Origin of the sequence: Mesorhizobium sp. M1295 (assembly GCF_040318135.1) — a bacterium.
In the GTDB taxonomy this organism is placed as follows: Bacteria; Pseudomonadota; Alphaproteobacteria; order Rhizobiales; family Rhizobiaceae; genus Mesorhizobium.
In genome coordinates, this window is the sequence record NZ_JAMYLU010000058.1 from 1 (window position 1) to 5,441 (window position 5,441).

The window sequence follows — 5,441 nt, forward strand, 5'->3', positions numbered from 1 at the left end:
CTCAATGCCCGGCCGAGAAAGACCCTGGGTTGGAAAACACCGGCAGAGGCGCTTGACGAGTTGCTGCCATGAGTGAACACAATCGCTGTTGCGACGACCGCTTGAATCCGCCTTGCGACCCTCGGTCCGAGTGATGGACGCAGCCCGGCGGGGGTTTTCGTCCTTCGATTGCCGCCTTCAATGCTGCAATGGTCAAGCGCGCGTCGATCGACCGACCGATGGCGTAACCAACGATCTTGCGTGACCAGGCATCCAAAATGACCGCGACGTAGACGAAGCCCGCCGCAATCGTCACGTATGTTATGTCGCTCACCCAGAGCTGGTTCGGGCCGTCGGGTGTCACGTTCTTCGCCAGGTTCGGGAAGATCGGCAACTCGTGATCGCTGTCCGTAGTGGCGATGAAGCGCCGCCTGATCCTGGGCTGCAGATCGTGCTCGCGCATCAACCGTCTGACCTTCTTGTGGTTGACGACGATGCCGCGCTGCCGCAGCGCCGCCTGCATGCGGCGATAGCCGTAAGCTTCGAAGCTGTCGGAGATCTCACCCATCGTCTCGACGAGCGCTGTGTCATCCACCCGGTTTCGGGCTGATCGTAGTAGGTTGATCGCGCGATCCCCATCAGCCGGCATCCTTCAGCGATGGAGACACCGCCGGGCCGGTGATCACGGATGTAGTCCCGCTTCTCGGACGTGGTGCGCTTTTCAGAGCCCCCTTTAGAAACTCAATTTCCAAGGCTTGCCGGCCTACCAGCCGCTCCAGCGCTGCGATCCGCGCCTCATAGGTCTGCATCGTGTCGGCCGCCGCCACGTCTTCGTCGAAGGAGCCGGCCTCGTATTTCTGAACCCAGATGCGGATCAGGTTACGCGGCAGTTCGTGCCGCTTGGCGAGACCATGCAGCGTCTCGCCGGACAGGAACTCCTGCACTACCTGACGTTTGAACTCGATGCTGTGCGTGCGATAAGTCCACCATGGGCTTCCATCCTTCGAAAGCCCGGCTTCCAAGTCAATTCTGCTTGTTCATCCTGTCCGGTCCGAGAGGCGCATTCCAGATCGGCGTCCAATATTGCAGGCCGAACACTGGCGTTCAACAGCGTCCTAGAGCACGCCAAAATCGCCGATTTGCTGCGCGCATCAGTTAAATTCCGCATAATCATGGATCGCAAGGCTGCTAGTTTTATCAGGCGGGAAAAGCTGTCAGACATTGACCGAAGAGAGGTTCTCCAGATGTCGCGACGTGCAGCCCGCCAGAGACGGGAAACCGCCGCGTTCTGGTCCATGTAAAAGCACCGGCTCGACGTCCTCTCCACAACGTCGTCCGGCGGGACCAGCGGCCAAGCGCAATGGAAGGAACTTTCAAATGAACATCTGGCTATCCCTGGGGACTAGGAGCAAACCTTTCAGACGTGTATTTCTGAAGGTGGCTGCGTTGGCTATGGCCCTCACCACTGTAGCGTTCGCTGGGTCAGCGTCGGCTCAGTCGCTGCTCGGCAAGATCAAAAACGGAGAAGCAGTCCGGCTTGGCTTCTCGAACGAGCCGCCCTTTTCCATTCCGGGCCCAAACAACGAGCCACTCGGCTGGGTGAACGCAATGGCGCTGGACCTACTCAAGAAGCTGGGTACCACCAAGGTCGAGCCGGTTGTGACTGAATGGGGTTCGCTCATCCCCGGCATGCATGCCGGTCGCCTCGACATCATTACCGGCGGCATGTACATCCTACCCGACCGCTGCCGCAACGTGCTATTCACAGAGCCGCTCGCTGTTTTAAGCGCAGCTTTGATCGTGCCGAAGGGCAATCCGCAGAACCTGCGCTCTTATAAGGATCTGCGCGATAAGGGCCTGACCGTCGCCACCGGCGCGGGCTGGGACGACGTCCAGAATGCTCGCAAGGCCGGCATCGCCGACGAGAAGATTTTGCAGGTCGCCGGATCCGCAGAGGTCCTGCAGGCCGTGAAGGCCGGCCGCGCGGCCGCGGGTGTAGGCGACTATTTCACCATGAAGGAGTTCGCCGCCAAGGACGCCAGCATGGATGTCACCGATCTGCTTCCCGATAGTCCCAAAGGGTATCCGGCCCTCGCCTTCCTGCCCAACCAGCAGGCGACCGTCGACGCCTTCAACGTGGTATTGAAAGACTATCTGGCGTCGAAAGAAATGATGGGGTCAGTCGGCAAATACGGCTACACAAAAACAAACCTGCCGGACGGCACCACGGCAGCCCAGCTCTGCAAGGGCTGAACCAAGCGGGATTTGCTACCATGGGTGAGCGCCTCCTCGGCTTGGTCGGGGAGGCGTTCAGGGAGAGGCAAGGGCATGAAATTAGCTCATTTTTGGCTCGCTTTCGCCCGGACTTCCTAAAGGTGAAGACGGCTGCTCCTGTGGGGCGCGGAATAGGGATCGCTACCCTCAACTCGTGCTTTGGTGCTCTTGCAATTTCGCTCACCGTCCCTGAGCGCCAGGCCCGGGACTACTGCGTATTCCGACGAAGCCGGCCATCGATTCCGATTTGAAGCCGGCCAGTCATTCCGATTTCAATCCGGCCGGTGTTCCGATTTGAAGCCGGCCAGTTTTCGGACTGATCCTGGGTCTCGTAGATGTTTGGATTGGGTTTCGTTTCAGGTCAAGCTTGGGCTGTTTCAGAGGCTCTTGGCGAGCGCTGTTTTCGCATGCTTTCACCGGTGAGATCGATGCGATAGGCGTTGTGAACGAGGCGGTCCAGGATGGCATCGGCCAGAGTTGGGTCAGCGAAGTTTTCATGATGCCTTCTTCCTTGATCGCCTGGTACGTGCGATCCGCGCTCGCAGCGTGTTGATCTGGTTGTCCGAAAGTTCGATTTGCCACGGCTGCCCCTTCGTGAGCTGGCGTCCCTCGATCCAGCCGCGGGCGAGGTAGTCGAAGACGGTTTGGGGTGTGACGTCCAGGGCGGCGGCCGCCCCTTGAACAGAGTAGGTTCCATCTGGCAAGCGGTCGGGATTGGCGCTCGTCCCGTTGATCTTGACAGGGGGGATGCCCCAACGTGTCCGCAGAAGCCAGACATTCTCACCTTTGAACGCGTGGCCGCGCGCTGCGACAAAGCCTTCCGCGTTCAGCGTCGCGGCGATCTGCTTGTCCATTTTGCCCGCGGCGTTGAGTTCGATCACTCGGCTGCGCAGCCGCTCCAGATCGATGTAGTCGCCATAGGTGTGGACCCGCCTCTGGAGAGAGTGTTCGCTTGTCGCTCCCGTCTGCCACAGGATCTTGAACCAGACCTGGCCCTGGAAGCGCTTTTGGTCGAGGACGACCTCGCAGATGATAAGGCGCAGAATGCTCTTGCGCTCGGCTGCCGTTGCCGAAGGCGAGTGCCAGAGGCCGGGCAGATCTTCGCCCAGCTTTTGAAGCCCTTGGCGGTCGGACTCGCTAAACACCAGGGGCTCGTCATGTCGCCAGCGTTCGTAATCCTGTTCGATCGCCTCGGCGGCGCGAAGCTTCTCTTCCCAGACGCGCTCCAGTGAACGCGCCACCAGACGGTTCTCAGGCTCGACCGCATCATATTGGCGCCGTGCTCTTTCCGCCTCATAACGAGCCCGCTCGCGCCGCAGCGCCCACTGCCGCTCAAGCTGACGTGTCTCCTCTTCGATCTGGCCCAGGGCGGCGATGGCGATGGCGATCTTGTCCGGCCTCAAGGCCTCGAGCAGAATGCTTTCGACGTGCGCATCGACAGGCAGCGCACGCACTTCCTGGCATAGCGGCCCGCCCTCCTGATCACGGTCGGCGCGACACGTGTAGACGGGATAGTCGCCGGCGGGACCGCTATAGCGCAGGCTCATCCGGCGACCGCACCGCCCACAAACGGCGATGCCCTGCAGCAGTGCCGCTCCCTTGCGCGGCACGCCCGAATGGCTGGCTTGGTAGCGGTTGATGTTGTTTTCCAGTCGCCTCTGGTTCTCCATGAACTCCTCCCAGCCGATATAACCAGGATGAGCAGCCTGAAGGCAAACCTCCCAGTCGGCGATGGCGACCTTGGTCGTCCTCGGGCGATAAACGCCGTGGCGAATCCGCCCGCCTTCCACCCGCCTGCGGCCATAGACATACGCTCCAGCATAGGCAGGATATTGAAGAATGCTGAGAACCCGTGAACTGTCGGCCTCGCGCCACACCACATCGTGCGGTGCTGGGCCGAGCACGGGACGCACGGGCATTGGCAAATCGTTCTTTCGCAGGTAGCGCATCACGGCCCGTGCACTGTGAAGCTCGCGGAATTTGGCGAAGACGAGGCCGAGCCTCGCCTGCACCTGCTCATCGGGATTGAGAATGATCTCGCCGGAGCGACCATGCGCCAGTCCGGCGGGAACAGGAAGGCGTAGCTCGCCGCGTGCCGCCTTCTGACGCTCGCCCTGATGGAGGCGCTGCTTGATCTGGTGCAACTCCGCTTCGTTCATGATGCCCGACAAACCGAGCAACAGGCGGTCATGGTAGGCAGGGATCGTAGAGACGTTCGCCAGCAATGATGACGCCGAAGAGCGAGCACAAATCGAGGAGCTGATGCCAATCGCGGTTGTTGCGAGCAAGGCGGGAGGCATCGAGACTGATGACCAGACCGGCATTCCCCAATCCGATCTCGGCGATCAGCTTCTTGAAGCCCATCCGCTCGATGGTCCCGGCTCCGGATTTGCCAAGATCTTCGTCAATGACTTGCACACGTTCATGCGGCCAGCCGAGAGCGACCGCGCGATCGACAAGACGGTACTGCAACTCCGTGCTTTCCTGATGATGCCGCACCTGGTTCAGGGAGGACTGGCGGACGTAAATGTAAGCGAGCTTGCCGCGATGCGCAGCAGTGACGCACTCGTCCGGTCTATTCGATGCTCTCAACATGCCGATCCGCCGCTGTCGGCGTGCCCGTCGATCGCATCCGCAAGAGAAGTCGCGCGAGGCTCTGCGCGATCTGCTTCTGCGTCTCCCCCGGCAAGTTGAGCCAAAGGCTCGGGAGTGTCGTCAGGCCTGGGTTCGGAAGTTCGGTGAGAGTCTGGGACGCTACGCGGTACAGATTCGACTGTATGTTCATCGCGAATCACCTCCTCGATAGGGGAGGCCAAGGTGCTGTTCAAATGGTGCATCAATGTGAGCAGCGTTCGGACGTTGATGCGGGCCAACGGTTTCGAAGCGTCATGTTCTTCAGGTGACGCCGCTGCAAGGTCGGTCACCGAGCGCCGAATTGAGCGGCGGCGTCCGTCAGGCAGTCGAACAACGACGAAAGCCGGACCGCGCGCGGAACGGGACGACACGAGCTCCAGACGCTGACCCGCAAGGCCGTGACGCGGGTCGATCACCGTCAAATGAGACACCACCCGGTCGAGAATGGCGGCAGCCTCTGATGTTTGGTTTTGCAATGATCTCGTACCAGCGATCCAGAGGCAGCTGACTGGTGACGATTGTCGATCGGCGTTCGTAGCGGTCTTCAATGATCT

Annotated in this window: 5 protein-coding genes and 3 pseudogenes; 1 reads left to right on the plus strand and 7 read right to left on the minus strand. The window is 60.6% G+C overall.

The window, feature by feature from the left end:
• Positions 1 to 166: 166 nt before the first annotated feature.
• Positions 167 to 628 (minus strand): annotated as a pseudogene (locus tag NKH29_RS32250) (IS3 family transposase); the annotation flags it as partial.
• Positions 618 to 1,001: a transposase gene (locus NKH29_RS32255; RefSeq protein ID WP_353001397.1), complete on the minus strand. Its 384-nt coding sequence runs from the start codon at positions 999 to 1,001 to the stop codon at positions 618 to 620. The gene NKH29_RS32255 and the pseudogene NKH29_RS32250, both read right to left, overlap by 11 nt.
• A 355-nt stretch (positions 1,002 to 1,356) precedes the next feature.
• Here NKH29_RS32255 and ehuB point away from each other — a divergent pair, with 355 nt between their 5' ends.
• Positions 1,357 to 2,232 carry an ectoine/hydroxyectoine ABC transporter substrate-binding protein EhuB gene (gene ehuB, locus NKH29_RS32260; RefSeq protein ID WP_353001398.1) on the plus strand — a complete coding sequence of 292 codons (876 nt, stop codon included), beginning with the start codon at positions 1,357 to 1,359 and terminating at the stop codon, positions 2,230 to 2,232.
• Positions 2,233 to 2,614: 382 nt separating this feature from the next.
• Here ehuB and NKH29_RS32265 read toward each other — a convergent pair.
• The 5 genes and pseudogenes from NKH29_RS32265 to NKH29_RS32285 all read right to left on the minus strand — a co-directional run.
• Positions 2,615 to 2,752 (minus strand): annotated as a pseudogene (locus NKH29_RS32265) (ATP-binding protein); the annotation flags it as partial.
• The gene (locus NKH29_RS32270) at positions 2,748 to 4,553 is read right to left on the minus strand and encodes a recombinase family protein (RefSeq protein WP_502911335.1); all 1,806 of its coding nucleotides are present in this window, start codon (positions 4,551 to 4,553) and stop codon (positions 2,748 to 2,750) included. The pseudogene NKH29_RS32265 and the gene NKH29_RS32270, both read right to left, overlap by 5 nt.
• Positions 4,441 to 4,848 (minus strand): recombinase family protein, encoded by a 408-nt coding sequence (locus NKH29_RS32275; protein ID WP_353001400.1) that lies wholly within the window; start codon positions 4,846 to 4,848, stop codon positions 4,441 to 4,443. Before NKH29_RS32275 ends, NKH29_RS32270 begins: the two co-directional genes overlap by 113 nt.
• Positions 4,842 to 5,321, minus strand: a complete 480-nt coding sequence (locus tag NKH29_RS32280; protein WP_353001401.1) for a DUF5372 family protein — start codon at positions 5,319 to 5,321, stop codon at positions 4,842 to 4,844. Before NKH29_RS32280 ends, NKH29_RS32275 begins: the two co-directional genes overlap by 7 nt.
• A gap of 25 nt (positions 5,322 to 5,346) precedes the next feature.
• Positions 5,347 to 5,441 (minus strand): annotated as a pseudogene (locus NKH29_RS32285) (ATP-binding protein); the annotation flags it as partial.

Bases quoted from the DNA above. Each gene is read 5' to 3' on its own strand.
- ehuB (WP_353001398.1), top strand. From the start codon at position 1,357: ATGAACATCTGGCTATCCCTGGGGACTAGGAGCAAACCTTTCAGACGT.
- NKH29_RS32270 (WP_502911335.1), bottom strand. From the start codon at position 4,553: ATGCCTCCCGCCTTGCTCGCAACAACCGCGATTGGCATCAGCTCCTCG.
- NKH29_RS32275 (WP_353001400.1), bottom strand. From the start codon at position 4,848: ATGTTGAGAGCATCGAATAGACCGGACGAGTGCGTCACTGCTGCGCAT.